This is a genomic window from Vibrio sp. 10N.261.51.A3 (assembly GCF_041471965.1).
GTDB classification, from domain to species: Bacteria; Pseudomonadota; Gammaproteobacteria; order Enterobacterales; family Vibrionaceae; genus Vibrio; species Vibrio crassostreae_C.
In genome coordinates, this window is sequence record NZ_JBFRPK010000010.1 from 1 (window position 1) to 25,901 (window position 25,901).

General features: G+C 43.8%; 25 protein-coding genes and 1 pseudogene. 6 read left to right on the forward strand and 20 right to left on the reverse strand.

The window, feature by feature from the left end:
* The 3 genes from AB4371_RS03310 to AB4371_RS03320 all read right to left on the reverse strand — a co-directional run.
* A partial coding sequence (locus AB4371_RS03310; RefSeq protein WP_372148913.1) for a site-specific integrase occupies window positions 1-764 on the reverse strand: 764 nt, incomplete at its 3' end.
* A gap of 271 nt (window positions 765-1,035) precedes the next feature.
* Window positions 1,036-1,389 (reverse strand): hypothetical protein, encoded by a 354-nt coding sequence (locus AB4371_RS03315; protein WP_372148916.1) that lies wholly within the window; start codon window positions 1,387-1,389, stop codon window positions 1,036-1,038.
* 152 nt (window positions 1,390-1,541) lie between these two features.
* Window positions 1,542-1,817 (reverse strand): hypothetical protein, encoded by a 276-nt coding sequence (locus AB4371_RS03320; protein WP_372148919.1) that lies wholly within the window; start codon window positions 1,815-1,817, stop codon window positions 1,542-1,544.
* Window positions 1,818-2,152: 335 nt separating this feature from the next.
* Between AB4371_RS03320 and AB4371_RS03325 the strand changes: the two genes are divergently transcribed.
* The 5 genes and pseudogenes from AB4371_RS03325 to AB4371_RS03345 all read left to right on the forward strand — a co-directional run bounded on the left by AB4371_RS03325 (window position 2,153) and on the right by AB4371_RS03345 (window position 4,632).
* Entirely contained in the window at window positions 2,153-2,575 is a 423-nt protein-coding gene (locus tag AB4371_RS03325; RefSeq protein WP_017068350.1) for a hypothetical protein, read from the forward strand.
* A gap of 26 nt (window positions 2,576-2,601) precedes the next feature.
* A pseudogene (locus tag AB4371_RS03330) lies at window positions 2,602-3,053 on the forward strand (hypothetical protein).
* A 104-nt stretch (window positions 3,054-3,157) separates the two neighbouring features.
* Entirely contained in the window at window positions 3,158-3,562 is a 405-nt protein-coding gene (locus tag AB4371_RS03335) for a DUF1801 domain-containing protein (protein ID WP_017059576.1), read from the forward strand.
* A 194-nt stretch (window positions 3,563-3,756) separates the two neighbouring features.
* Window positions 3,757-4,038 carry a hypothetical protein gene (locus tag AB4371_RS03340; RefSeq protein ID WP_061017995.1) on the forward strand — a complete coding sequence of 94 codons (282 nt, stop codon included), beginning with the start codon at window positions 3,757-3,759 and terminating at the stop codon, window positions 4,036-4,038.
* A gap of 78 nt (window positions 4,039-4,116) precedes the next feature.
* Entirely contained in the window at window positions 4,117-4,632 is a 516-nt protein-coding gene (locus AB4371_RS03345) for a GNAT family N-acetyltransferase (protein WP_102393715.1), read from the forward strand.
* Between the two features lie 253 nt (window positions 4,633-4,885).
* Here the strand turns inward: AB4371_RS03345 and AB4371_RS03350 are convergent, their stop codons facing one another.
* The 17 genes from AB4371_RS03350 to AB4371_RS03430 form a co-directional block, all read right to left on the reverse strand.
* Window positions 4,886-5,545, reverse strand: coding sequence for a sugar transferase (locus tag AB4371_RS03350; RefSeq protein ID WP_017063903.1), 660 nt, complete (start codon window positions 5,543-5,545; stop codon window positions 4,886-4,888).
* Window positions 5,546-5,554: 9 nt separating this feature from the next.
* Window positions 5,555-6,742: a glycosyltransferase family 2 protein gene (locus AB4371_RS03355; protein WP_229647965.1), complete on the reverse strand. Its 1,188-nt coding sequence runs from the start codon at window positions 6,740-6,742 to the stop codon at window positions 5,555-5,557.
* Window positions 6,739-7,839, reverse strand: coding sequence for a glycosyltransferase (locus AB4371_RS03360; protein ID WP_372148921.1), 1,101 nt, complete (start codon window positions 7,837-7,839; stop codon window positions 6,739-6,741). The genes AB4371_RS03355 and AB4371_RS03360 overlap by 4 nt, the downstream gene beginning before the upstream one ends.
* Before the next feature lie 359 nt (window positions 7,840-8,198).
* Window positions 8,199-9,623: a Wzz/FepE/Etk N-terminal domain-containing protein gene (locus tag AB4371_RS03365; RefSeq protein WP_017063900.1), complete on the reverse strand. Its 1,425-nt coding sequence runs from the start codon at window positions 9,621-9,623 to the stop codon at window positions 8,199-8,201.
* The gene (locus AB4371_RS03370) at window positions 9,620-10,738 is read right to left on the reverse strand and encodes a glycosyltransferase (RefSeq protein WP_372148924.1); all 1,119 of its coding nucleotides are present in this window, start codon (window positions 10,736-10,738) and stop codon (window positions 9,620-9,622) included. The genes AB4371_RS03365 and AB4371_RS03370 overlap by 4 nt, the downstream gene beginning before the upstream one ends.
* Entirely contained in the window at window positions 10,731-11,516 is a 786-nt protein-coding gene (locus tag AB4371_RS03375) for a DapH/DapD/GlmU-related protein (RefSeq protein ID WP_372148926.1), read from the reverse strand. Before AB4371_RS03375 ends, AB4371_RS03370 begins: the two co-directional genes overlap by 8 nt.
* 92 nt (window positions 11,517-11,608) lie before the next feature.
* Window positions 11,609-12,985 carry an O-antigen ligase family protein gene (locus AB4371_RS03380; protein ID WP_136982666.1) on the reverse strand — a complete coding sequence of 459 codons (1,377 nt, stop codon included), beginning with the start codon at window positions 12,983-12,985 and terminating at the stop codon, window positions 11,609-11,611.
* A gap of 252 nt (window positions 12,986-13,237) precedes the next feature.
* Window positions 13,238-14,344, reverse strand: coding sequence for a glycosyltransferase family 4 protein (locus AB4371_RS03385; RefSeq protein WP_372148929.1), 1,107 nt, complete (start codon window positions 14,342-14,344; stop codon window positions 13,238-13,240).
* Window positions 14,325-15,836, reverse strand: a complete 1,512-nt coding sequence (locus AB4371_RS03390) for a sigma-54 dependent transcriptional regulator (protein ID WP_136978470.1) — start codon at window positions 15,834-15,836, stop codon at window positions 14,325-14,327. Before AB4371_RS03390 ends, AB4371_RS03385 begins: the two co-directional genes overlap by 20 nt.
* Window positions 15,837-16,059: 223 nt before the next feature.
* Entirely contained in the window at window positions 16,060-16,464 is a 405-nt protein-coding gene (locus AB4371_RS03395) for an Hpt domain-containing protein (protein ID WP_372148932.1), read from the reverse strand.
* A gap of 379 nt (window positions 16,465-16,843) precedes the next feature.
* Window positions 16,844-18,076 (reverse strand): glycine betaine/L-proline ABC transporter ATP-binding protein, encoded by a 1,233-nt coding sequence (locus AB4371_RS03400; RefSeq protein ID WP_017059590.1) that lies wholly within the window; start codon window positions 18,074-18,076, stop codon window positions 16,844-16,846.
* Window positions 18,069-18,968, reverse strand: a complete 900-nt coding sequence (locus AB4371_RS03405) for a proline/glycine betaine ABC transporter permease (RefSeq protein ID WP_017059591.1) — start codon at window positions 18,966-18,968, stop codon at window positions 18,069-18,071. The genes AB4371_RS03400 and AB4371_RS03405 overlap by 8 nt, the downstream gene beginning before the upstream one ends.
* 147 nt (window positions 18,969-19,115) lie before the next feature.
* On the reverse strand, window positions 19,116-20,108 hold the full coding sequence (locus AB4371_RS03410) for an ABC transporter substrate-binding protein (protein WP_372148935.1): 993 nt from the start codon (window positions 20,106-20,108) through the stop codon (window positions 19,116-19,118).
* A gap of 554 nt (window positions 20,109-20,662) precedes the next feature.
* Window positions 20,663-21,352: a tyrosine-protein kinase family protein gene (locus AB4371_RS03415; RefSeq protein ID WP_065677467.1), complete on the reverse strand. Its 690-nt coding sequence runs from the start codon at window positions 21,350-21,352 to the stop codon at window positions 20,663-20,665.
* Complete coding sequence (locus tag AB4371_RS03420; protein WP_372148937.1) at window positions 21,352-23,451, reverse strand: SLBB domain-containing protein; 2,100 nt, start codon at window positions 23,449-23,451, stop codon at window positions 21,352-21,354. The genes AB4371_RS03415 and AB4371_RS03420 overlap by 1 nt, the downstream gene beginning before the upstream one ends.
* Window positions 23,448-24,284, reverse strand: a complete 837-nt coding sequence (locus AB4371_RS03425) for an OmpA family protein (RefSeq protein WP_372148940.1) — start codon at window positions 24,282-24,284, stop codon at window positions 23,448-23,450. Before AB4371_RS03425 ends, AB4371_RS03420 begins: the two co-directional genes overlap by 4 nt.
* Window positions 24,285-24,346: 62 nt before the next feature.
* On the reverse strand, window positions 24,347-24,676 hold the full coding sequence (locus tag AB4371_RS03430; protein WP_372148943.1) for an STAS domain-containing protein: 330 nt from the start codon (window positions 24,674-24,676) through the stop codon (window positions 24,347-24,349).
* Window positions 24,677-24,987: 311 nt separating this feature from the next.
* Here AB4371_RS03430 and AB4371_RS03435 point away from each other — a divergent pair, with 311 nt between their 5' ends.
* Window positions 24,988-25,830 (forward strand): DNA ligase, encoded by an 843-nt coding sequence (locus AB4371_RS03435; RefSeq protein WP_065584423.1) that lies wholly within the window; start codon window positions 24,988-24,990, stop codon window positions 25,828-25,830.
* Window positions 25,831-25,901 lie beyond the last annotated feature (71 nt).

Below are 25,901 nucleotides of genomic sequence, written 5' to 3' on the forward strand. Positions count from 1 at the left end.
AGCAGTGATTGCAGTGAACGTAGGTCGACTCCTTGCTCAAGTAAGTGCGTTGCGAAGCAATGTCTGAGTGAATGAGGACTCGCATGCTTTTTGATACCACACTCTTTAAGTACAAGTTTCATCGTCTTTTGAATTCCGCCACGATCCATGGGGGTGTCGTGACATGTACCAAGGCCAGGGAATAAGTAGTAAGGGTGCTTATGGGTAAGCCAATGCACGCGAAGAGCTTTAAGCGTTCGCAGCGGAAGCGGCACCATTCGGTCTTTTCCGCCTTTTCCTTCCCGTATGTGGACACGCATGGTTTGGCTGTCGATATCGTGAACCGTGAGGTTCAGTCCTTCACCAAGGCGCAACCCCATGCTGTACAGAGTAAGAAAAAACACTTGATAACGTGTCTGTCGAGTGTGGCTAATCAGCGAGCTGACTTGTTGCGGTGTCAGTATGTCGGGCAGTCGTTTTACTTGTGGCGGCTTGACGATATTGAGCCATTCCCACTGTTTATCGAGCGTGTAGCGATAGAAAAACTGCAAGCCATTACGATCGAGTTTTATGGTGCTCCACGAATGAGTTTGAATAAGAGACGCGAAGAACTGTTTGAGGTCAGAGGTCGTTAATGTATCAGGGGCTCGGTCGAAATGAGCGGTGACCCGACGAACCGCACGGGAATAGGCATCAATGGTCGCGGGTCGTTTACCTTGCAGCTTTAGGTTGGTAAGGTGTTGTTCATAAAGGGTGTTGTAGCGTTTTAAGTCATCGGGTTTCATGGGGTTACTCCTGTGAACGACCATCAGGGTGATGGTGTTACAAGAGTATGGTTTGCACTCGTTTTACTCTGCCGCGTAGCGGCTTCGTTCAACAAGTTGTTCAAGAATGATTCGGCACACGTGGCATTTTTAACATGCGTTTATTTTAGTGTTTATGGTAGTGTGCGGAAACATCGCATTGCGTTGCTCACCACTTAAGCTGGCGTTTTTACGTCAAGCCAGTTTAGTGTTTATACCTTAATTTTGCGTTAGCCACATCCGATTCCTCTGGCTATTTCGAGCGTTTCTCTTTTAGCCAGGCACAATCAACAGAAACACCATTTCGCATTTCTATACGGGCTTCATTTCTAAGCTCTTCGTTTGAGATAAGTGCAGTTAAAACCATAATAGGTACCTTTCTCATCTCCTTCCCAAAAGTACCATCGTTAAATGCTTTATAAAGCTGGATATGTTGATAGTGCGTAGACTTAGATATGCCAAGGTGAGATTTAGACCAAGCTAACCAGCTATTGGTTGTTTTGAAATGTTCTTTTGCTGATTGTATTAACTCGCCTCTACGCAAGTAAGCATCTAGCTCAAGTTGCGCCAAGTCAGAAAGTTCTTTGCTAATATTTTTAAGGTTCATACTTTGCTCTTAGAAGGGGAAAGTGTAAGTTTTATGCTCTCTCGTGAAAGAAGTCTACTCGTGTGGGGTAATGCTCGAGCCAATTACCATGCTTCGAGCTAGATTTACGTCTTATATAGTGAGCTAACTAGGCAGTTACCTAGCTCTTACTGTTAATCTAGTGATGGATTTATATGGTCTATAAAGTATTCAATAGATTGAATGGGGAATGCTTTTACCTGGTCATAACCACCAAAGTCTGGAACTGTTAGAATGCTTGGGTAGCCCATGCTAGTTAGTGTATTTGATTGATGTGTATTTATAGTCGATGTGTTGGTTCCTGACATATATGCACGATTATTTTTGTAAGCCCATAATGTACTAAAAGTTATGCCGTGGATGTTATATACACCATTTTTAAGATATTCAGGAGATTGCTTATTAAACATAATGGAGCCTTGGTTCGGATGAAATATCTTTTGTATTATTTATAAGGTCACAGTATGTCAGGTGTATGTTAGCCAGTGTAACAACTTATGTATAACAATAACTTAAGAGGTAAGTGACTTTATGTGTGTTTAGTTTGAGGTTGATGCAGTCGTTTGTGTTGTTGACTGTACATCTGGTAACTTAAGACTTGCGTTACATGAGATTCACCGAAGTCTGAGTTTTCTATCGAGTTATTGAGATATAAGTGCATTTCATATGCGCTATTTTTGGTAATTAGTTTTTCCTGTCGATTATCGAATTTGTCCTAAACCCACTATTAAGGCAGGGAACCCCAATGAATAGAACGCTATGGTTCGCACTCATTTCGCTTTTGTTTTCAATGACAATGGTATTTTGTACATACAGTTATGGCATAGAGAGCCACGTTGAAGTAACCACACTCACTTTAGTATTGTCTGGCCCTCTGATTTTTACCTTTGCGCTTGTTGTCATTTTTTGTGGCGCACCAGTCATTAGCAAGTACAAGTTACTTGGAACCATCGCAATTTGTGTGCATGGATTTACAGCCTCACTGCATGTGCTGTGGAACGGTTTTATGTTTGTCGATGTGATTAATAAACAAGGCTTAGGTCCGGGACAAGGTTATTCTGGTTTGATACTTTGGGTTGGTAGTATCAAGGCGATGCTACTTGGTTTGGTTGTGGGAGTATGCCTGCATTACTTGCTACGATTTTTTAGAAAGGCTGCAGTAAGATAACTGTTGGCTAGTTAGTGGATTGTTCGTTGTCTATAGGAGTTGCCACTGTGTTTTATAGTAAGGAATCCAACAAGGGATTGCTGCTCATCCTTGTTGCGATAAGTGCTTTCATTGTCGTTACCTCTGATAATAACCCCGGGACATTAATCGCTCACGCCATCAACGGCTTAATTGCTTTGCTCTTTTTCTCCATGACAATTGAGGTTAAAGACAATGTACTTAGCTGGTATTTCGGCTTTGGCTTTTGGCGTAAGAATGTAGAAGTGTCAGACATTACAGAGACATCGTTTTATCAAAGCAAGTGGTATCAAGGTATTGGTATCCGAATGCTGAGCGATGGTTGGTTGTATAATGCATCGATAGGTTCAGCGCTTAAGTTAAGCTTAAGTAATGGAAAGCATGTTTACATTGGTTGTAAGGATACGGACGGTTTAAAGCTGGCCTTGAAACCGCTAACGAACAGATAAACGAAAAATGATTTATTAGGCTTGGCACTTTTCGTTTAAAGTTGGGCTAATGTTTAAGGTTCTATGCTTTAAGTGAGCTGGACTTTAATATCACAACAAATGAATCGGAGGTTCAATGGACAGAGCAATCAAAACACATTTCGACGAGTATCCCGATGATGTTCGAGCTCGGCTTGAAGAGTTGCGTTCATTAATCTTTGAGCTTTGCTCTGATTTGGATTTAGGTGAAGTCGAAGAGTCTCTGAAATGGGGCGAGCCGAGTTACAGCGTTAAGACGGGCAGTCCAATTCGAATCGATTGGAAATTAAAATCGCCAAACAACTATTACTTGTTCTTTAACTGCCAAACGAAGCTAATCGACACATTCAGAGAATTGCACGATGGCACATTGGTATTTCAAGGTAATCGTGCAATCGTCTTGAAACTGACTGAACCACTTCCCAAGGCACCAATCAAGCAGTGCTTGGAGTTAGCCTTAACTTATCAGCAACGAAAACATCTCCCACTTCTTGGCGCGTAGTTCTTATATGTTGTCATTATATTTCTTAAACAGGTTTTCTGTGTTCTAGCTATCACTCTTTAAAGTGCTAAGACTGTACCATCTTGATTAGTATCAAGAGGCTAGGGAATCTCTATAACCAACGCTGATTGTATTGCTTACCGTTTAAAAAGGTGTTCTAGTCACCTTGTATTTCAAACTTAAAAGGAAGTTGTATGAATTTAGATAAAGCCAAAAAACGTATCGCAAAGCAGGTTAAAAAAGGCGACCACGGATACCCAAAAATCACGTTAGCGTATTACGGGACGACCAAAGATCTCGCAACGGAAGTCGCGGTTCAATTTATGCTGGGTGAGGGCGATGGTGTTCAAGAAGAGCGTTTTTCTTGTGAAACCGAAATCCGAGATAATGAGCTAATCCAAACAACGTTACTCAAGATAATCGAGCGAGCAAATGTTAACTCAGTGATTGAAGTTGAAGGCGTGGCTGTTCTTTAGTTTGCTTTAGCCTGGAAACGAAGCCAACACGAGAACTCAGGTGTATAATCCACATTTTTATCAAATTGGGCAGGACACATGGCGATCTCGTTTGAAACTCAAAGACTAAAAGTAGAAGAAGTCGCAGGTGAACTTACTGTTCCTGAACGTTCGGCTCTGCTTGAGCGAGTACCTGGCATTCTAATCCCGTCAGTCGTTGAAAACCTTCCACCATACTTTCACGGTATTGTGTCAGGTGAGCTGGCTGAAATTTGGCTCGACCGAATGTTGTCGGGGAGCCGCTTACTTCAAGTGAAATCCAACGATAATCAATTGATTGGTTTTCTGTTCGCTTATGTAGAAGACGAAAGTGATGCTCATATTGGCTACTTGCTTGCAGAAGAGTTCTGGGGCAAGGGTTTAGCGAGTGAGCTACTGAAGGGTTTCATCACAGAAGTCGCTAAAATGGAGTCATGGTCAACACTGACTGGCGGTGTCGATCGTTCAAACATAGCCTCTACACACTTACTTAATAAGCTAGGTTTTGTTGAGCAAGCCTCTGACGAAAGTGCCGTGGTTTTCTATGAATATAAGCTTTCTCGTCTTAACTCTTAATTCTTAACTTTGAGCTCTCAGCTCTTAATTTCTAATCCCTAACTCAAGCCACATCTGCGTTATACATTCATTGCCAATGTTTACGTCAATTGATAGGGAAGAAACCTTATTACACCATTCAACTGAGAACCGAGAGCAGCGAGTCTAGTTAACGTGGGCTAATTCGGCACTTTGCGTTTCATTAGCGACTTTCCAATCGCCCCCTAAGGCTTTATAGAAAACAGGCTTTGTATCCACATTAGACCATACTGGTTTAGCGACCTCGACCATCTACCATTACGATGATTGTTTTAGAGATGATGCTGAGATCAGCGGCAATCCAAGACTTAACCGAACATAGGCTTAGTGCATAACTGTGGTCAAAACCTACTTTACGACGTACATCATCAATACAGGTGTCGTAACCTTGATTTACTTGTGCAAGCCCTGTAATACCAGGCATTACACCGTATGTGCGGTCGGCAAAGTAAGGAATTTCGTTCTCTAGTTTGGTGTAAAAAGTAGGGCGTTCAGGGCGGGGGCCAATTAGAGACATTTCACCTTTCAGTACATTGATCAGTTGTGGCAGTTCATCAAGACGTGTCTTTCTCAAAAAGCGGCCAACAGGCGTGATTCGTGGGTCATTCGCGGTAGCCCAAACTGCACCAGAGCGAGTTTCTGCATCCTCGTACATGCTACGGAATTTCATGATCTCAAAGATTTCCATTTTCTCCGGTGTCGATTTACCAACGCGCAATTGACGGTAGAAAATAGGGCCACGAGAAGTGAGTGCAATCGCCATCGCAATCAACGGAAATACGGGCGCTAGCAAAATCAAAGCAATCAGTGAGCTTACAAAATCGAAAGTACGTTTAGCACGTGAGATTTTGTATTGGTATAGGTTTTGGGTAGATAGCTGTTCGATGTTCATCATAATAAGTCCTTAATGATTTGCTCGTGTCCAAGGTGAGTTTTCTAGTCCGATTAGGTAACGAATGCCACCAATGAAGTTGGCGTAGTGTCCAACTATCAAATAAGAGATTAATGAAATAGGTTTGTTTACTAGACGCTTTGGCAAGATGCAGCCAAGGACGCCAATGGTATAAACGGCAACTTGAGCCCATAACAGCGCTTCAAATACCAAGTAGTTGCTAAGTAAGATTGAGCACACTAAGCACACAATCATTAAATAGGGAGTGAGCAGGCGAAGTCCTTTTCCTGAAAAGAACGCAAACGCGATGCCTTTGAACTTCGGGCTGAACAAGGCAAATAATCGAATCGCTTGTTGCATGTTACCCGCTGAAATACGAAGTCTTCTTTTGAAGTCCGTTTCTAGGTTCGATTCCTCTAGCTCTAATGCCACCATTTGGGTTTCGTATTCTGCGATGTAACCTTGTTTAACGATTTGCATCGGTAAGATGAAATCATCATTAATAGTGTTGAGTGGAAGCAGTTCAAACAGGTGTGTTCTAAACAAGTAGAAAGCGCCATGAGAACCCAAGCTAGAACCTAACGAAGCCTCAGACTCTTTAACCGCGGTTTGGTACTGCCAATACGTGTTTTCGCCTTCATTGCCTGTTGGACAAAGTTGATACGTTGCGTTTACCACTCCAACCTTGTCACTTTCAAAATGAGCGGCAGCTATAAGCAAAGCATCCAATGAAATAAGGGCAGAAACATCACTCATCGCCGTGATATCACTGGTTATACGTGTCACTTCTTCATTAACAACCGCGACTTTACCTCGGTTTACTTGATGGTCATGTATCTCAAAATAGACATCACTGCACATCGCTTCTTGTATGGTCATTTGTGCAATGGCGACTGTGTTATCGGTGCAACCATCGCAAGCGACAATGACTTGCAGCTTCTTTTTGGGGTAATCGAGTGAAGCAAGGTTACGAATCTTGTCTGCGATCCACTGTTCTTCGTTAAATGCAGGAACAAGAACGGTGATGGTCGGCAACGTACAATCTTGCTGTTCCTCTTTGTAGCAACGATGACTCTCTTCAACTTTGCGTGCGGGGTGGCTTTTCGCATACCAACGCAGTAACAAAGGGTAGGCTGCGTGATGATAGACAATCAACGCACCTGAAAACAAACAAAGTCCCGCAAGCAACCAATCAATCATGCGTAAGCTCCTTCTGAGATGTCGTTGTAAGACGAAACCATTTTGATGATGTCGAAGTTCTTAAGAACATAGTGTCGAGGTGATAAAAAGCGTTCATTTTGATTCTCTAACAAGGCATTGGCTAATCCCGTGATACTGCCTTTTTTAACGAGTGTTCCGCTGATAGGGCACAAGGTTTCATCGACGGCACCAACGTCCATTGCGACGGTTGGAATATTGCATGCTTGAGCTTCAAGTGTAGAAAGCGGCAGCCCTTCGTGGCGTGAAGGTAGGCAGAACGTATCCAACGCTCCGTAAAACGTGGTCATGTCTTCAACTAAGCCAAGAAAGATGACTCGGTTACTCAGATTCAAGCGGCTAGTCAGTTGCTCTAGTTGATTGCGTTTAGTACCGCCGCCAGCCAATGCGACAACCATGTTTGCAGGTAAAAGAGTCAGTGCTTTAATAAGTTGGTCTTGGCCTTTGACGTGTTCTAGTCGACCTGCACAACCGATGATGTGTTTGTCTGTCGGCAGGTTTAGTTTTGCTCTCGCGTGTTCTTTCGACATTGGCTTAAACTTCTCACAATCAACGCCATTTTTGATGGTAATGATGTTCTCATAAGAAAAAGCAGTGCGTAGTTGGTTATAAACACGTGTCGCGTCGGCAACTAACGTTGGTTGAGCAGCTTTTAAAGCAAGCGCTTGTAATCGACGACGTTTGTTGTTGTTCAGATGCCAAGCGTCATGTTCGGTATGGATTCGAGTTGGAACCCCGGTTACGCGAGCGGCATAACCAGCGTATAACAGTGGGCCAATATGATGGGTATGAACCACATCAGGGCGAATCGCGTTGAAGGCTTTAATTAGCTTAATAATGATATTGAATTGTACGCCTGGTGCTTTATCCAAAAAGACGATTTGCTCTTTGTATGGCTCTAGCTTCGGCCAGTTGTTGATCGACTCTTGTTTTGTACCTTCTAAACTGACAATCAACACTTGGTCTGTTGGTTTAGCAAGGCGCAGCAAATCCAGAGTTAGGGTTTCTAATCCACCCGGTGCAAGGTGCTGAACAACGTGTATGATCTTTTTGCCATGCTTCGTTAAATGCGTATTCATAATTTGGACCCTGCCTTTGTGATTCTTATTTCGCCTTTCTGACGTTTCTCTTGAAGTAAATTCTTTAAAACGTTTAACTACACAAGGAGATAGCAGGAGTTGTGCCAATTAAATAGCCTTTATTTTTCAGGTATTTAGATTATTCAATTACAGGGTGGTTTTCATTTCTCAAAATGGGAATCAAAACAAAATACGATTGAATGGCAATTTGAATCATAGGGCTTGGGTAAATCGAAAGTAGCATTAGAACTTGGGGCTTTAAACAAACAAAACGCCAAGCGAGTGTTGGCGTTTTGCTCTAGGATGCACGAAGCTAGAAAGCTGTGAAGCGAGCAAGTCAAAAATGGCTTTGAGGCTGACTAGCTCATTTTAGGGATCACCGTTATCACAGGGACACCCAAGATATCTTCGATTTCGTCTTTGCGTTTGATTGAAGAATCAAACAGTTCAAACAATACCGCTAAACCAATACCCAATCCGATACCTGCAACGAATCCAGCCAGAATAAAAACAAAAGTCGGCATGTTAGATTTGACACTCGGTGTGAAAGGCAAATCGATAATCTTCACACGTTTGTTTTGCTCGAATACACCAAGCGAACCCGTTAGTTGAGCCATTTCATAACGCTCTGTCAGTTCATCATATAGTTGACGTTTGATTTCAACTTGACGTTTAAGGCGGTACATCTCTTTTGCATTTTCGCCGAAGTTATTGGCCTTGTGTTCTAATTCGAAAATCATAGTTCGAAGGCTTTTGGTCTCTTCAGTTAAAGACTCAAAGCGAGCACGAACCAGCTGTAGGCTGTGTAATTGAGTGACCAGAAGAGGTTGGGTATCAGAAAGTTTGTTCAGTGTCGTACTACTTGCGATGTCCCAAAGCTGGTCGCTGTTCATCGTTGGCTGGGTTACCTCGAGCAAACTCTTACGTTCATTCTCTAGTCTGTCTAGCTCACGCACTTTAGCTTGCACAGCACTGTGCTTGTCCGTGTATTTAGCTTGTAACAAGGTAAGGTCGCTACGAATGTCGATGATCTGGTCTTCTAATTTACCGATCACAGGGTTGGTTCTTGAAAGTTGTTGGTCGATTGACCCTAAACTTTTTTCGACACCCGATAACTCGGCCTCTTTTTCTGCCAGTGTTTGTTTGAGTGAAGCTAAGCGATTCAAACTTTGGCTCTGTACCTCAGGCGTCGAATGAACATTCTCATTCATGTATGCAGCTAGCGCTTCTTCTGCTTCTGCAAGCTCTGCGCTACGTTTGTCGATATGGATTTTCAAGAAGTTACTTGAATCTTCAATCGATGAACGCTCCGGTGCGAGTAACTGTTCAATGAAATGTTCACTTACCGAGCGCAGCGTCGCTTCCATTCCATTTGGTGTGTTCGACGTTAGACTTATCTTTAGAAAATCTTTTCCAAGCTGAGTCACCGTTAGACGTTGAGACAGGTCAGTAATGATCTCTTGTTTCTCAATTTCAGGCATATCTGGCGTGGTTAATTGCAGTTCATCAGCGACCGAGTAAAGCACATGTCGACTGTGAAGCAGTGTTCTCAATGCGTTAAGTCGATCTTTGAGCATCGTCGAAACGGCAATGTCTTCCAAGAATGGATTCATCTTGGCCGTTTCTTGAATCAACATACTGGTATGCGCGTCATATTTAGTTGGAGCCAACTTGCTCACACCAAAGCCTACAAAGGGCAAAATAAGCATTGGCAGAACGATAACGTAGCGTTGGCGCCACATCGCATTGATGATGACTAATAACCGCAATTTCAGATTATTCATAATAGCTCCAACATCCAATGTACGAAGTTACCACGGTTCTGCCAGCTCTCTTGTTCGACGACAGAGATAGGTGAGTTGCTTAGCTCGCGTGCATGATCAAGCGCCCAAATCATTTGGTTGGCACTGCCAACCGTGGTTACGTGCCCTTGATATGGAACCAAAGCAGGGAACGGTGTTGTGATAATGGGTGTGCCCGCCGCAAGGTATTCCATTAGTTTGAGTGGGCTACACGCTCGGATCTGCTCGTTATCAACAAACGGCAACAAGCTCACATCCCAGTGTTGAGAATAGCTTGGTAGCGTGTGGTGTGGACGAGGGCCAAGGTAATGTACGTTACTCAACTTAGGCAGCATGAGCGTATCAAGCTCGTTTGGACCTATGAAAACAAAGTCCCATTCCGGCATCGCATTCGCAACATGATCAATCATTTCATAATCAAGCCACTTAGAAAGGCTGCCATAAAAACCAGCAATAGGGCGGTGGTTGCTTGGTAAATCTTTTGCTCTTGGTGCGGGTGTTGAAAATAGGTCTACGTCGACACCATGTGGTAGCAAGTGCGCTTTATGCTTTGGAAATTTATCCATCAATTTTTTGCTAGCCGCGAATATAAGCGTTGATTTTTCGATTAGCTCTGATTCGTGCTGTGCAACGGTGTCATGATCAACACCAGCCAGCGCGCTAAAATCATCACCGCAGTAATAGACCACAGATGACTCGCGTAAGTGTCCGCACAAATCAACAGCGGTCGGAAGAGAAGTCCATAGGATAGGCGCGTTAAGATTAAGCTCTGCAATAACCGGTTTTAGTTGGTGCAACATCATTTGCTGAGCCAACTTTCTAGAAAATTTAGAAGCAGGCGCAGGGATTGTCTTTAAGTTAACGATAGTAATGTTGTCGTGTCCCTCAGAGTCGAGCATGTTTTGAGTTACGGCCTTGGTTTTACCAAACAACTTGTTGAACGCTCGGCTAACATCTTTGGCGGACAGCTTCGGTTGTCTTAAGCCAATAGAGTTGACCCATAAGACTTTGTGCTGCTTAGCAAGGTGACGAACTAAATGTTGAGTCGATGAAGGTAGGCCACCAAAGTCTTCACCAAATACGATTAAATCACGCATGGTCACCTCCATGAGTCTCTAACGAATCGAACATATCGGATTCTGTCACTTCAACGGGTTTGATGTGACCGACAACTCGAGCTGGGTTGCCACCTGCGATTGCGAAGGCAGGAATATTCTTTGTTACTACGCTGCCTGCGGCTATTACGGCACCTTCGCCGATGGTTACGCCACCTTTGACCGTCACATTCGTGCCCAACCAAACATCGGGTTCAAGAATGATGTCACCGATTTGCTGAGGGTCGTCACCTTCACCTAGCGCTCGGCGTTTTGCATCAAGCGGGTGTCCAGAGTATCCAAATAGAAAAGCGCCGCCTGCGATTCGTACGTTGTCAGAGATAACGACTTTACCGCCAACAGCGATAGTCGACTGCCAACCAATGTCGACGTTGTTGCCAATCGACAATAGTGGGTGTTCCAAGCCTTCAAGTGGCTGAGTACAACCAGAGAATGTCGTGTGGCCAGAGATACGGCAGTTGTCGCCAATCGTAATTTGCACCGGACCGCTGACGAAAGGCAGTCCACCATACAAATACAGGCGTTTGCCACATTGAACCACACGACCTTTGAAAGCCGGAGTCCAGTAGAAGAATCGCGTAAAGCCAGAAACCAGATTCACCACTAGCTTGTGCGCTTGATATAGACAGCGATTAAATAGTTTAGGGGTAGGTAGCTCTGCGCTTCTGATGTTTTTCAAAATGAAAAACACATTTCTAATTCGAGAATTAGGATGAAACTTAAGCCAATGTTTGAATTGATGTATATATACTGACGTCATAATGAAAATCCTCTTTTTTGTTATATAGAAGTACTTTCATATATTGTGCCATCTAATAAATATAATATTTTCAATAGGTTAAAATGTGTCTTTTAGGTTTTCTCATTTTGACAGGCAGTTTGAGATACATTTGAGACGCAAACTGTGAGTGCTGCGAGGATATAAATCGGCCAGTTGAAGCCTTGAGTCAAAAATGTACCCGACACGATTGTTCCAATCAGACCTGCATAGATCGCATAGGCGACCGCATTGAGTTCGGGGGCGATTTCTGTGGCCGAGTTTTTTAACCTCGTTAGCGTAGAGCGAGAGGTTTTGATCAAAGCAACGATAAGGCAGACAAAAATGATCAGACCAATAAAGCCTGTTTCTGCCAACACACCAAACCAGGTACTGTGAACGGCGTGATTCAGTCCGTCCCAATGCGAACTGTAAAAGAAGTAGTTCGAGAAGAAGTTGTTCAACCCTACGCCGGTCAGTGGATTCTCAACTGCCATCTTTATTGCTGCTTCCCAAGCATAGATTCGACCCATTGCAGATTCATCGATACCTTGTTCAGCGGCACCACCAGAAGATCTGTCTGAGATACCAGCAACTAAATAGAGCACCACGGCCGCGACAGTTCCCACTGAGATTAAGAGAACTTTAGAGCGCACTAGCTTCCACGCAAAAATACCAATCACCGCAATACACCCCAGTAGTCCGCCACGGCTTTGAGTGGCAATAATGGCGGCGAGCAGTAACAGACAAACTAAGGCACTGATTAAACGTTTGGATCGTGAGATGCCAGTCGTGGTGGCTTGGCTTATTGTAAAGGCGAGTGGGAACATCAGTACCAGTGCTAGGTCGTTCGGGTCACCTAACATAGAGCCAAAATCGCGGCCAATAGTCACGCGTGAGCCCTCGACAAGCCCAATACCATTTACTGAGTTGTACACGGCAATAGAGCTGACTAAAGCGCCAGCGTAGATAATCGTCATCGCGGTTTTTGCGAGATTTTCCGTGGTATTTACTAGCCAAGTAATCGCAAGCGTCATCACTATAATTTTCCAATAAACGCCCTTGAATTCTGCTAGTGCTATTGGCCTGTTGGACGCGAAGATAATACCAATGAAAACCAATACCCAAAATATGGCGAGCCAATTTAAACAAGGGTGCCAGAAGATTTTAAGTTCTTTACTGATTAATGCATGCCATAGAAGAGCCGACAGAGCGCCTAATGAAAGCATCAGCGGTATTTTTAGCGAATAGAGCTGAGGTATAGCTTCGTGAATTCGGAAAAATGAAAAGACAACGAACAGTAAAACTAACCAGAATGTTTTGTTTAACACGAATAACCCGGCCAATGGCACAAGAGCGAGCGCCACAATGACAGCAGGGTGAGGCACAAAGTACCAAACAACACCAAGCCCAACACACAAGGTGCTGATCGTGATGATGACTGGCAATCTATTGGCTTCAGGGTTGACCATTGTGACCTCTATTGGCAAATAAACTCTTTAGGACTCGGCTCGTAATCTTTTTAAGACGTAGTTACGCCTGATGTTAAAGATTGCAAAGTGAGTGCCAGTTATGCATTTTGTTTAACTTACTGATTTAATGTTGGATTATTAAGTGAGGGCGTAGCCTTGAGGTGAGTTTTGTCATTTTGAGAATCAGTATAAAACTGACTAAAGTACTTAAATCATCAAGCCCAAATAACCAGTTATCGACTAAGGCTAGAATTAACGGTCGAGTTGATAGATTTCCAACAACTGCGGGACAACGGCTTGTGGAGAGTATTGGTTTTTCACGGTTTCTATCGCGTGACTCTTGAGAGAGTCACGCTGCTCGTTCGTCAATGACATCCACAAAGATAAAAACTGTTCTAGCTCAGCTTCTGAATTTGCAAGGTAGCCGTTAACTTGATGCTCGATGAGTTGAGGCAAGTTACCAACTGAGGTGGCGAGAACGGGAATGCCACGAATCATGGCTTCTAATGCCGCCATAGGTAAGCCTTCAAAGCGAGAAGGGATGATTAACAGATCGATTTGGCTCCAGACGTCGTCCATATTGGTCTGATGCCCATGAAAGGTCACATTATCAGGCTGCGATTTAACTAAGATGTCCATTTCTGGCCCGTCACCAAAAAGCTCAAACCGAACATCAGGAAACTGTTTGGCTAATGCAACAAATCGATCAGGCGCTTTTTCATGGCTCAATCGCCCCACAAAACCAACATGGAATGGGCTTGATGAAGGGGAGCTTGTTAACCCGCTTGGCATTTTAACAAAGTTATTCAATTGATGGGTTTGACTCGGCACTTTCGCTTTAATCTTTTCACTGACCACGAGCGACTGATCAGAAAGAAAGCTGCTGTAACGGTCGAGCCAGTCATAAAGCCATACTTTGCCTGTTGGGGTTTCACCTGCGTGATAAGTGGTGATTTGTTTGGTGTTCTTTAAACGAGGTACAAGCTTGATTAACTTGCTGACCAAACTGGCTTTGTAACCATGAGCATGGATAAGCCTTGGTTGATAATGTTGAACTGCACGTTTCAGCTGTGTCGCGCTATTGCCATTTGAATCTACAGAACATGAGGCTAAATCGGAGAGGTAACTAAAAGGGATGTTTAGCGCATTCAACTTTTCAACGATGATCGCTTCAGGATTAAACTTAGTCAAAAGAACGATACGAACAGCCTCTGAATACTGAGCGCTTTCCGATATCAGGCCTTGTGCTAATTCTAAAACATGCGTTTCTATACCTCCAAAAGTTTGGCTGTCGATCAACAGCCAAATCTCATGAAGGTTTATGTCGAGTACACCTTGGTTAGGCTTGATTGTACTCATCTTCCGATTCCCAAGCCTGTTTCTTACGATAAACAGTAGAAGGGCTAAGTTCTAACAGCACAGCAGCGTTTAACACATTCCCATCGCAATGATTTATGGCATGTTGAATGGCTTCACGTTCTATTTGCCACATTGGACGAATAGCACCTTCGCTTGTGGTAAATGCAGGCGTCATCGGCTCATTGTGAGCTTGAGCAACTGACGATTGTTCCAACTCTTCCGGAGTAATCGGTGGCAACTTAGCTTCTGGTGCTTCAACAACTGCAGGTTGAGGCGCAGTTACTCGAATTGGTGTCACTGATTTAGATGATGGAGCGGCATCTACTTTATTAATCGGAGGCGGTAACATGTCTTTAGTCACGCTCGTTTCATTGTTCAACACCACGATGTTACGGATGATGTTTTGCAACTGACGCACATTGCCTGGCCACGCATAACGTTTAAGTAGATTCTGCGTTTCTTTGTCTATTGATTTAAACTTCTTCTTATCTTGCTTCGCGTACAGCTTCAAGAAATGATTGCAAAGAGTGACAATGTCACTCCCTCGCTCGCGAAGCGGTGGCATCTCGATAGGCACAACGTGAACACGATAGTAAAGGTCTTCTCTAAAACGTCCTTCTTCTACTTCAACCAGTGGATCGCGGTTGGTCGCACAGATAATTCTGACATCCACTTTAATCTCGCGGTTGCCACCGAGTGGAGTAAACGTACCAGTTTGCAAAAATCTGAGGAGCTTCTTCTGCATCTCCAGTTCCATTTCACAAAGCTCATCGAGAAATAGGGTACCGCCATGCGCTTGCATTGCTGCACCTTTCCGGTCGGTTGTCGCACCGGTAAACGCACCTTTAACGTGACCGAAGATTTCACTCTCCATTAGGTCTCGAGGGATAGCGCCGCAGTTAATGGCCACGAAGGGTTTACCATTACGCTGACTCTCTTGGTGAATCGCTTCCGCACACACTTCTTTACCTGTACCACTTTCGCCGTTAATAAACACGCTGGCAGTGGTTGGTGCTACCGAATCAATGATCTTGTAAACCGCCTGCATGGGTAGGCAAGAGCCAATGAAATTATGAAAACGATCACGATCGAATTTGCTTTGCATGTTATCGACGAGGTTTTCGAGTTTCGCTCTTTTTAGATGCAAGCTAACAGAGGTCTTGAGTCGATCGGCTTGAATGGGTTTCTCTAAGAAGTCTTCTGCACCGCGTTGGATAAGGTCTACCGCGATGTTTACTGAACCATGCGCTGTCGCGATGATGACAGCGGTCGGTATTTCGTTAGCAGTAATCCAATCTAAGACTTCTTCGCCTGGCATGTCAGGAAGCTTAAGGTCGAGAATCACAAGCTGTGGAGAGTGCCTTTCAATGAAGGTCTTAGCTTCCGCGCCGGTTTCGACGTGGAAAATATCATAGGGCTCGTCTTTTACGTACTGCTTGTAGAGTACGGCGAGTGAGGTGGAGTCTTCAACTAACAATACCTTAGGGCGCATTGTGTATTCCTTTTGAAACTTTATCCTAACCAATCAATAACATAGTGATATGCAACCATCAATACGAGTCTTGTGTATTTGTTATCTACCACATGCAATCTTTTAAGAAGCGGCCTGTATAACTTCTCGCATTGCTGTTCATGATGGAGCCCATCTTATGGCGACTATATTAATAACGACTGTTTTGAGTTTTTAATCTGATACCGATAATGAACATGCAAAGCTAGCTGAAGCCTGCCTCTTTCCTTTCAAGCAAGGCTTTTATTGAACGCTCTGCGAGCTCTAGTAATTCATCAACTTGTCGAAATGCCGCATCATGACTCTGTTCTAAACATAGCTTTTCTAAAGCTCGAGCTAATTCACCCAAAGGGCGATTACCTAACGAAAGCGCTGTGCTGCCGAGAGTGTGGACCTCGAACTCAAGTGTTTGAGCGTCTTTCTGCGTGACTGCCTCTTTTATAGCGACCAAGCGTGTTTGTGATTCTTCGGCATAATGGTCGATCAAGATAGGGATAATGTCCGCACTTGTATCGCGAATCATTTGCTCCAGAACGCTTTCATCGACAAGCTCGCTCACTTGTTGTGAGTTTAGATTTGTAGCTGCGTCTGACGCTAAAGTAGAATTCATCAAACTAAGTCCTTTTATTGAGCTTAATATCTGTTAATACTATTAAGTTTTAGTCATTTTCTAGAATAATTTCAACTGGTTGCCGTACAAATAGAGCATTTAATTGGCATCTCACTCATCTTGCTATTGGGTTTGTGACAAACCTAACGGACTGATTTTATTTTGTTTTCTCTTATGAAATATAAACTTAGGTGCCTATAAAGCCTAAGGTGCGGGTAGATCTCAGAAGAAAACGAGCCCGATACAAATAAAAAAGACCACTGCAGTGAATTAACAACAGTGGTCTTAGAGCGGGGTAAGCAGTTTGGGCTAATCTAAATAGCGATAACGCAAATAGCGATAATTTAAACAGCCGAGCTTTAAATCACGAAAAGTAGGACTACGAAGCTTTATCAATCTTTGGCTTTGGGTCGGCTTCTACTTCTTCCTCGCTACTTTCTGAGAAGATATCAGCAACAGCGCTTCTCTCGAGTTCACCTTTTAGATTACCGTCTTCATCAACAACTGGAAGAGAGTAGTCACAAGACATAGTGTCCGGTAGCACTTCTTCAATCACCGCATCTGGTAAGATGGCAGGGACTTCTTCGTATATCTCATCACTAAAATCATGTACCGATGAATCTTCAACTGCGTCTTGTAGGCTCTCTTGTGTGACTAGGCCTTGATAGCCGTCATCCGTTACGTGATAAGCGTAATCGTTTTTCAGCATCTTCATCTGTGCCAGAGCACCTTCAATCGTTTCTGATGTGATTCGATACAGAGGAGGCTGCATAACGGTTTCAACGGTCAGTGCACGAGCACGGTTTACGTCTTTCACGAACGCTTCCACGTAATCATCGGCTGGATTTAGCAGAATCTCATGTGGTGTGCCTTGTTGTACTAACTCGCCGTCTTTCAAAATTGCGATTCTATCGCCTAGGCGGAGTGCTTCGTCCAGATCATGAGTGATGAAAACAATCGTCTTATGAAGCTTCTCTTGAAGTTCGATAAGCTGATCTTGCATTTCACTTCGAATCAAAGGGTCGAGTGCCGAAAAGGCTTCATCCATTAACAAGATTTCAGCGTTAGTACACAGAGCGCGAGAAAGGCCAACACGTTGTTGCTGACCACCTGAAAGTTGCGCAGGGTATTGCTTGCCGTAACCTTTCAAGCCCACCGTTTCTAACCATTCATTGGCTTTTGCTAAACGGTCTTCTTTTTTAATGCCTTGTACTTCTAACCCGTAAGCAACGTTTTCTACCACTGTGCGATGAGGCATTAAACCAAAGCGTTGGAATACCATCGACATTTTATGACGACGGAACTCTTCTAACTGTTTAGTGTTGAGGCTCATGACATCAATGCCTTCAACCATGATTTTACCTTGAGTCGGGTCAATCAAACGGTTGAAGTGGCGAATCAGCGTCGATTTACCCGAGCCAGAAAGCCCCATGATAACGAAGATTTCGCCACGGTTAATCTCAAGGTTAATCTCTTTTAAACCAACAGTATGACCCGTATCCGCAAGAATCTGATCTTTGTGTTCGCCGTTTTGAACTCGGTTCATAACAGACATTGGTTTCGGTCCAAACACCTTGTACAGACCACTAATTTCAATCAATGGTTTAGTCATGCTTGAATCCTCCTAAATGCGCATTAGTTCTTCTTGCGTACGCCTGAGAAGCGCGGTCAAAAAGGATTGCTAGAGCAACGATGGCGAAACCATTCATCAAGCCTAATGTGAAGTACTGGTTAGTAATCGATTTGAGAACCGGTTGTCCTAGGCCTTTCACACCAATCATGGATGCGATAACAACCATAGACAGTGCCATCATGATGGTTTGGTTAATACCCGCCATGATCGTTGGCATTGCTAGAGGAAGTTGAACACCCCATAAGCGTTGCTTTTTGCTCGCACCGAAAGCGGTAGCGGCTTCAAGGACTTCTTTATCAACTAAGCGTATGCCTAGGTTAGTTAGACGAATTACAGGTGGGATCGCGTAGATAACCACGGCGATTAGCCCTGGAATCTTACCGATGCCCAGTAGCATTACCACTGGAATCAAATAAACGAACGCAGGCATGGTTTGCATGATATCGAGCATCGGCGTAACAATTGACTGAGCTCGATTTGAACGAGCCATCGCAATACCAATCGGAATGCCCAAGAATATTGAAACCAAGGTACATACAGTGATGATACTGAGCGTCCGCATGGTGTCTTCCCACATTCCAAAGTAACCAATGAGAAGTAGAGAAGCAACACAGCCTAGAGCCAGTTTCCAAGAACGGCTTGCTGCGTAGACAAGGCTGGTACACACAGCCAGGACTATAATCCAAGGTGTTGAGATAAGGAGTTTTTCAAACCAAACGAGGAATGAAAGAAGAGGGTCAAAGAGAGATTCAATCATTTCGCCGTATTCACGGGAAAATTCACGGTATGCGCCATCTAGCGTCTTTTTTATGGTTCGTAAATCACCGCGTTCCATCTCTGGAAAGCTTGATAACCAATTGCTGTCAGCCATTTTATATCCTTATAGTTCGGAGCCACTTGTCCATGCGATAAGAAAATCGCTAATGAAAAGGGCTCCGAATCATGAATAACATCAAGTATAGCGACGTTATTTCTGTTTTATTGTTGAAGCGTAATTACTTGTTATTAAATCAAGCTCTTACAGCTGAGCTTCAACTTTCTTAGCCACTTCTTCAGAAACCCATGGGTGCCATACTTTTGGGAATTCACTTAAGAAATGCAGACTCGCTTCTTCGCCATCAGCTTGGTTGTCTTCCATCCAAGCAAGTAGCGAGTTCATTTTGTCGTTTGTGAAACCACGTTTAGTAAAGTAGTCGTACGCTTCAGGAGCACGTGACGCAAAACTTTCAGTGGTAATCGTGTGAACAGGTGAAGGCGGGTACATGGTCGCTTTTGGCGATTCACAATCTTCTTTGGTGGTACAGTTAAGGAACTCTTCCTCATTAACGCCACTGCCAAAGTCGACTTTAACCATGTCGTATTTACCTAGCACAGCGGTTGGTGCCCAGTAGTAACCAAACCAAGCTTCTTCACGTTCATAAGCTTTTGCGATAGAGCCAGATAAGCCGGCACTCGAGCCTGGATCAACAATCGTGAAACCGCTGTTTTCTAGCTCAAGAGCATTAAACAAGTTTCCGGCGCTGATCTGACAGTTCCAGCCTGCAGGGCAGCTGTAGAATGCAGATGTATCTGGATCTTCAGGGTGTTTGAATAAGCTTGCGTTTTTGCGTACGCCTTCGATGGTTGCCATTTCAGGGTACTGTTTTACTAGGTAAGCTGGAACCCAAAAGCCTTCTTCACCGCCGTTCACAAGTGCTTTACCTGCGTAGCGAAGACGTTTTTCTTCAACACCTTTATCTAATGCGTCTTTTAAGCTGTTGCTCCAAAGTTCAGGTGCAACATCAGGCTGGCCTTTTTCGATCATAGACGTGCCTGTTGGCATAGTGTCGCCAGGGATAAGTTCAGCATCACACCCATAACCATGTTCAAGGATGAATTGGTCGATATTGGCGATCAGTGTTGCAGAGTTCCAGTTCATATCTGCAATTGTTACGCTGCCACATTCTCCAGCGTTAGCATTACCGCTGGCTGCTGCTACTAACAAAAATACGGAGCTTAACTTGTATTTCATATTGAGTTTCCTTTCTCTTTAATAATACAACTAAGGTAACCAAGGTAAATTGATTATCTAAATTGCTCGATGGTGATCCTTTCCGTGTATTTGAACCATTTGAGCAGAAGGAGGGATGGGTGAAGTTTGAATAGATAAACGTGCAAAGTCAGTGAAGTGTGATTTGCCAATTCATCCACTGTGTTTCAACAGCCATCGGATAACTTTGTCAAACTATTACAAATTCGTCAAAAACCACCTCTATTTATAATCTTAGGGAATAATCGTACGAATTCCATCTTTGATGCGATTTACATGGCACTTTAACCGCCTGTGTCACATTACCGCTAAAGTTAGGTGTGGGGCTGTTGATTTTTGGATGAGTTTAAAGGTGGTAAGACCACACCTTGCGTGCGTGAAATGCGTTGAATAGTTTTTAAAATCGTATTTTTAGTCATATTTTCGCCAAAAACACTCAATTTGGTTTTTATTTATTCAGAACTGTTGGAGCTTGAAGTCTAATAAGATAGGTGGCTGTCATGGTTTAATGACAGCCAGAAAGTAGCAAAAGAAAGTTACATCGGAAGGTTCAAAAACTCATTTTGATACAGCTTGTTTGCCAAGCTATCGCGAAACTTAGCGGGGATGAATTTCATTCGATTGATTTGTCTGACCAACTCTTGTGCAAAGCTAGGTTTTTGTTTCATGTTCATCACGCAGCCCATTAGATTGATACTTTGTGCATCAAGCAGCTTTTTCGCTTGTTCTAGGTGGTGACTCGACGTTTCACCATAAGCGACAACCATTAGTGTGCTTTCACAAGCACTCGCCACAGACTGCGCCGGAATGTTTCCTTTGTTTATGTTGAGAAGCGGTGAGGTATCAATGATGACTCTGTCGTATTTCTCTAACCATTTGTTGACCACTTTTTGTAACGTTGTCGGATCTTTATAAGCCAATTGCGTTGAAGCAACTTGTGGAGCAGGGACACCGATAAACGTACGCTGAGATTCAACATGTTCAATCAATTGACCTTGCTGATTATCTTCTAGCATATTCAAATCTTTGAAAGCTGGGTTGAATAAGTTGAGGTCAACATAAAGTGTTGAATGACCCGCAAGAAGAAAACGCTCAGCTAGTGCGGTTGCAATAGATGTTACGCCGTCACCTGAATGGCAGGCGGTGACGCATATTGATTTTTGGCCGTTAAGTTCAGAAGCTAAATACAGTTGCTCGACTTCGGCATGGGTCGCTGAAATTGTCATTATAAAGCTCCTATTAATACGATGGTGGTGGTGATACGCAGTATGTCATCAAGTCCGACGCGTGCTTTTTCAATAAAGCTTTCGCGACGGTCTGGGATGTAAATCGTGTCACCAGCGCGTAGCACCGGCAAGTTGTAAATGTTCGCCGTTTTGCTGAATTCAACAAGGTCAAAAGTACGAGCCTGACCTTGGCAGCAAGACATATTGACGATGGTAATTTTTTCTACATAAGCATTGTCGGTAGGGCCTGCTGCTTCTGCCAGAATATCTAGAATGGTCATGTTGTCGTTGAACACATAACGCCCCGGATTGTTAATCGCACCAAGCACACGAACGGTTTCTTCTTTCGGTGTATCTAACCAGTTTTTGCCTTTCTCTGGGATGTAAATCGTGTCGCCAGTGGTTACGTTTGGCAGTAACGATTCGTCACCGGTTTCGAAGTACAGTGATAAGTTAAGTTTGCTTACTTGCGAATAGGTTTTGTCACGATGCGTTACTCGAACGTTGTGGATGTCGGCATCCTTTGTTGGACCGTCAGCCGCAGACAAGATATCAAGGAAGTGCATGTCTTTGGTGAAGCGGTAACGACCGGGTGCATTAACTTGTCCAAAGATGTAGATCGAAGCATCAGAGCTTTGACGAACCCATTGTGATTTATTGTCTGAAGGATCTTGTGGCAAGTCGTGAACGCGCACGATAGAACCCGCGCGAATTTGCGGCATTTGGTCACGTGGCGCACCATTTCGAATGAAATCATCAAGGTTAAACACAACCAACTTTCTACCAGTCACGACTTCAATTTTTGATGTGTCTGCGCGTAGCGTAGGGCCGCCGACGTGTGCCAATAGCCCCATGAAGTTCATTTCATCTGACCATTCAATACGACCAGGTCGATTCACCTCACCAATCACGTTAACCGCTCGGTCTGGCGTAATTTTCAACCAAGACTTCTCGTTCATGTCGGTTTTCTCGGGAACGAAAATCGCGTCACCAGCTTTGATGCTAGGAGGGTTAGAGTTAGGTAAGCCTTCAGTGTAAGCCGCTAAATCGAATTTAAGCACTCTGCCATCTGCTTTGATAACACGGATTTGTCGTGACTCTGCAAATCGAGTTGGGCCGCCCGCATTCGCCAAGATATCCATAAAGGTCGCGTCTCTTTTGCCTTCAAAAGCACCAGGGGCTGCGACTTCGCCCATTACGTAAACCATGTTGGCGCCGGACTTGATCTCTTCTTCTTGCTTGGGAACGAAAATGGTCGCACCCGGGCGTAAAATTGGAAGCAGACTTTCGTCACCAGAATCTAAGTAACGTTTTAGGTTGAATAGCGTTGGGGTGTTGTTCGAAATCACTCGGATTTGCTCAACACTGGCATAACGAGTTACGCCGCCCGAACGCATAAGTACGTCGACAAGGTCGGTGTTCTCTTTGTAAGTGAACGAACCCGGGGCGTTCACCTCACCAAACACTTTGATGGAGTTACGAGAATCAGCACTGTCACCTGAGTTAGCAAGCTTTGCTGCGTCAAACTCTTGCTCGATGTTACCGACTAATGGAGAAGCTGGAACGAATAGTGAATCCAGTGATTGAAGAGTAGGTAATGCTGACTCGTCTCCTGAATCAAGGAATCGTTTGTAGTTAAACTCTTTCTTATCTGCGCCTCGCTTAAGAATCAGCTTATCCAGTTGCGCGCCCGGGCGTAAACCACCCGCAGCGTAAAGTGCCATTTGGATGCTAGAACCTAATGCGAGCGTGTATTCGCCAGGCTGTTCTACATAACCTTGCACGTAGACGATGATTTGCTGCTCTTTTACATACACTGAAGCGTTCGAAAGATCTTTATAAGCGGTTGCCAGCGACTCTAGAACCACTTTGTTAAGCTGCTCACTGTCGTAACCCGCAACAAACACAGCGCCTACTTCTGGAAGAGTAATACGGCCACGCTTATCCACTTGGAACCCCGTGTTTAAGGTACTTTCACCGGGTACGTTAACTTGGATTAGATCACCGACTTGAACCGCGTCTGAAAACTCATCGTTAGCATTGACGACATTCGCAAAGCATAACGATAGGGTGATGATAAAAGCGATCAAGGATTTCATAATCCACCTCCCATTTTCTCGGCATTCTTAGGCGAGACAATTTCAATACTTACTCGGCGGTTCGTTAAACGCGTGCCGTCGGATTCACCTTCAAAAAGAGGGACGGTTTCGCCAACAGAGACGGCTTTGATTCGTTGAGCGCCTAGTCCAAAAATAGTCAGGTAGCGTTCGACTTGTTTCGCTCGTCCAAGTGCTAACTCGTCGTTGTATTCTTCGGCACCCGTTGCATCAGCATGGCCGGTAACAACAAGGTCTAGGGATTTGTGTTCTTTAAGTAAAGTGGTCGCCTCGGCCAGTCTTCCCATATATTTAGGATTTACTTCAGTCGAGTTTTCCGCAAATTGGTTGTCAACATTAAGCAGGTCATACAACTGTTCAATAACCGACAGTTGCATTCTAAATTGATTTTCATTTTTTGGTGGCTCACAGCGGGCTTGTGAAGTTACGTAATCCAGTTGGACCTCAAGTTCATTTAGGCGTTTTCTTTGGATCACTAAGTCGTTGGCTGCATCCAGTAGTAGACCGCCTTGAAGTTCACGAGCAATACGATTTTGCTTTTCGATTGCTTGAACAACAGCAGCTGGGAAACACCAACGAGCACCTTCTTGGATCAAAGCATCAAGGTGCAATTTAGCGAGCTGCCAATCAAAGCGTAATCCATGTTCCGGACCAAGAGGCTCGTCTGGCATGACAGGAGAGAAGTCTGAGTTTTGATAGTTAATAGAATCGTAACTTTCAGCCAAACCCCCTGTGCCTTGTTCAGGATAGCTAGTACAGCCACCCAGAACGAGAGCGGACAGAGAAAGGGCTATGTAGTTTTTCAGTATTTTCATGCCAACGTCCTATGTTTCTAATTTTTCTTATTATTTTTTGTTACTTCTAGCTTAGTGGGTCTTCATGAATTTGCAGGATTTTTTGAATTTACTGGGATAGCGTGGCCAATACGTAGTAGGTTCATAATTTCAAGAGGCTGACCAGTCACATTTTCAAGTCGCATGTTGCGTTCGCGCTCAGTCAGACGTTTGAACATATAAACAATCGCGCCAACACCAGATGAATCTAAAAACTCAACCTGGCTAAAATCAACTTCGATTTCAGGGTGACCATCGTTAGAAATCACATCATCGATGTCGGTTTGTGCATCACGACTGCCTACTGCATCCAGATCACCGAAAATAGAAAGTGTCAGTGTCGTTGTGTTTAAATCAGTCTTACGTAGTTCCATAGCGATATCTCCTTTTAAGTATGTATGGACAACTGCACTGAATGTGCCAACTTTTATGTTGTTATTTTTCAATAATTTATGTTTAGTACGAATTCCTATCTCAAATTGAGAAAAGACGTTTCTCAATATGAGAACTAAAAACGGCGGAATATATGAGAGTTATAGGTCATTAATTTAATGAATAAATGAAAAGGTTAGATAAGGTTGATGAGTGGATCGCATCTTCTAGCAAAGGTTGTCTACCTACGTGTCAGAACGCTTAGGATTAAAGGCGTTTGTTGACTACTACAGATATCAATACGGAGCAGATGATGAGATTAACTAAATTGGCGATAGCAACTCTATGGGCGTGTTCGCTTTCTTCTCATTCATCCTATTTACCTCCCGACCATTTGGTACTGGCCAATACATACCAACAAGGCATTGATGTTTCTGAATACTGGAAGAGTGAAAAGCTTGATGGGATTCGGGCTCTTTGGGACGGACAACATCTTTATACACGCAATGGTAATCGCATTTACTCACCCAAGTGGTTTACTGAAAACTTGCCTAAGGTCCATCTCGAAGGAGAGTTGTGGGCAGGAAGGGGCAAGTTCCACCTTGTTCAATCTACCGTTCTCGATCATACGCCGAGTGACACAGCATGGCGCCAAATCGATTTCATGCTGTTTGATATGCCAGGCGCTGCGGGAGATTATCAAAAGCGCTATTACAACATTTTGCATTGGGTAAGCGTGATTGGAGAATCTCATGTCAGCTACATAGAACATGTACCAATTCACAGTGAAGAGGCTTTGTTTCATCAACTTGATAATGTCGATGAGCGTAATGGCGAAGGTTTGATGCTTAGAAAAATCACCAGTCGTTATCAAGCAGGACGAAGTAATGATTTGTTAAAACTGAAAAGGCATCATGATGCCGAAGCCACAGTTATTGGCTACAAAGGTGGGACAGGGAAGTATAAAGGGATGATGGGTTCAATCTTGGTTCACACAGAAGAGGGTGTGGAATTTTATATAGGCAGCGGGTTCAGTGACCAAATGAGACTCGCACCGCCAGAGATCGGCAGCCGTATTACCTTTCGTTACAATGGTTTTACTCAAAACGGAAAACCCAAGTTTGCGCGCTTTGTTCGAGAGAAGAGTGAATATTAAGGCAGATACGATCTACCTGACCATTAAACGAAAAAGAGCCCTGAAAATCAGTAATGCCGTTCACTTAAGAG